Raw genomic sequence first — 1,790 nt, forward strand, 5'->3', positions numbered from 1 at the left:
TGCGTTGTTCCAATTGTAGGTGTAAGGCTTACTAAGATCTAAGTAGGCTTCTTTGTTAAATTGCTGAGGGTCATCAACAGAAAAAGCATTAAAAGAAAATGTGATTAAAAGGCTAAGCGCAAGAAAATACTTGAATTGCTTGAACGCACTAGAAAATGTGCTATTCGCTATTGAGGCTTTAGAAAAAGTGTTTTTAAAAAAGTGGCTTAACTGGGGTTTTGTTGTGTTTATCATGGTGATTTTAGCTGGCTGTGGTATATAAAATTTACAATGATTATACCATTGCCTCCATCCTACTCAAGTTTTTCTTGAGTATCTCTAAAAAAAACTTTGATGAAATTTTTAAATTATTTCATGTTAATCAACCCTATCATGACTAACACACCATTAATCATTGCTGAAAAGCGTGTTTTTAAAAACTCTGATGAAATTTTTTTGCAACCTAAAATGCACGGTTTGAACGCTAAAACCTAGCATCGTAAAAGTTAGATACAAATACGACTTCCAATCCTATTTCAAATTATTATTTCTTAGCGTATAATTACTCTCTTTTGGAGAGTTGGCCGAGTTGGCTGAAGGCGCGCCCCTGCTAAGGGCGTATAGGGTTTATCCCCTATCGAGGGTTCGAATCCCTCACTCTCCGCCATATTACTGCGTCTTTTTTCATTCCACGGCGTTGAATTACTACCTCTCAATCACATAGTTATTAGCTATGCTCAATCGAGTATTTAGTAATTCGCCTTGTAGAATGAAAAAATACTTACAATACCCCTATCTTAGTTCGGGTAAAATTTTTAAATTATTTCACATCAACCAAGCCTATCACTACTATGACTGACACACCATTAATCATTGCTGGAAAAACTTACAACTCCCGCTTATTGGTCGGCTCAGGAAAATACCAAGATTTAACAGAAACAAAACTGGCAACAGAGGCAGCAGAAGCTGAGATTATTACCGTTGCTATTCGTCGAACTAATATTGGACAGGATAAGAGTGAACCGAATTTATTAGAGGTTATCAATCCTGATAAGTATACTATTTTGCCCAACACTGCAGGTTGTTATAATGCCAAAGATGCAGTGCGCACTTGCCAATTAGCCCGCGAATTATTGGGCCGACACACACTGGTTAAATTAGAGGTATTGGGCGATGAAAAAACCCTCTATCCTAATATTGTTGAAACCTTGTCTGCTGCACAAATCTTGGTTAATGATGGTTTTGATGTGATGGTTTACACCAGTGATGACCCCATCGTTGCTAAAGAATTAGAAAACATTGGCTGTTGCGCTATTATGCCACTTGCCTCACTCATCGGCTCAGGTCAAGGCATTACTAACCCAGCAAATATCAAACTCATCAAACAACACGCTAATGTACCCGTACTGGTTGATGCTGGCATTGGTTGTGCAAGTGATGCTGCTAAGGCGATGGAATTAGGTTGCGATGGTGTACTCATGAACTCAGCCATTGCCAATGCCAATGACCCAATCTTAATGGCAAGTGCGATGAAACACGCTGTTATTGCAGGGCGTGCGTCTTTTCTTGCAGGTAGGATGATGAAAAAAGCTTACGCTTCAGCATCATCCCCAATGGAAAATTTAATTTAAACTGAGACTTTTGCATAAGTAGGAATGATTAGCAAAGTGACAAGTTTTGTCGACTTGGTGATTTTATGAAATATAGTTGTCAGGTTTCACCACGTTATTCCCTACTTTCAAAAACCACACTCCGAAACATATCAGGCTTTCTGATAAACAAATCAGGCTTCAAATTATACCAATACTCTA

General features: G+C 38.3%; 2 protein-coding genes and 1 tRNA gene. 2 read left to right on the top strand and 1 reads right to left on the bottom strand.

Features of this window, described 5'->3' with window-relative positions:
- On the bottom strand, positions 1-234 hold a 234-nt coding region (locus tag BBROOKSOX_RS10550), incomplete at its 3' end, for a hypothetical protein (RefSeq protein WP_139661723.1).
- A 319-nt stretch (positions 235-553) separates the two neighbouring features.
- On the opposite strand from BBROOKSOX_RS10550, the gene BBROOKSOX_RS10555 reads away from it, so the two are divergent.
- Positions 554-646 (top strand) — tRNA-Ser (locus tag BBROOKSOX_RS10555).
- A 184-nt stretch (positions 647-830) separates the two neighbouring features.
- Positions 831-1,610, top strand: a complete 780-nt coding sequence (locus tag BBROOKSOX_RS10560; protein ID WP_139661724.1) for a thiazole synthase — start codon at positions 831-833, stop codon at positions 1,608-1,610.
- The last annotated feature ends 180 nt before the right edge of the window (positions 1,611-1,790 follow it).

It is taken from the genome of bacterium endosymbiont of Bathymodiolus sp. 5 South, assembly GCF_900128535.1.
Classification (GTDB): Bacteria; Pseudomonadota; Gammaproteobacteria; order PS1; family Pseudothioglobaceae; genus Thiodubiliella.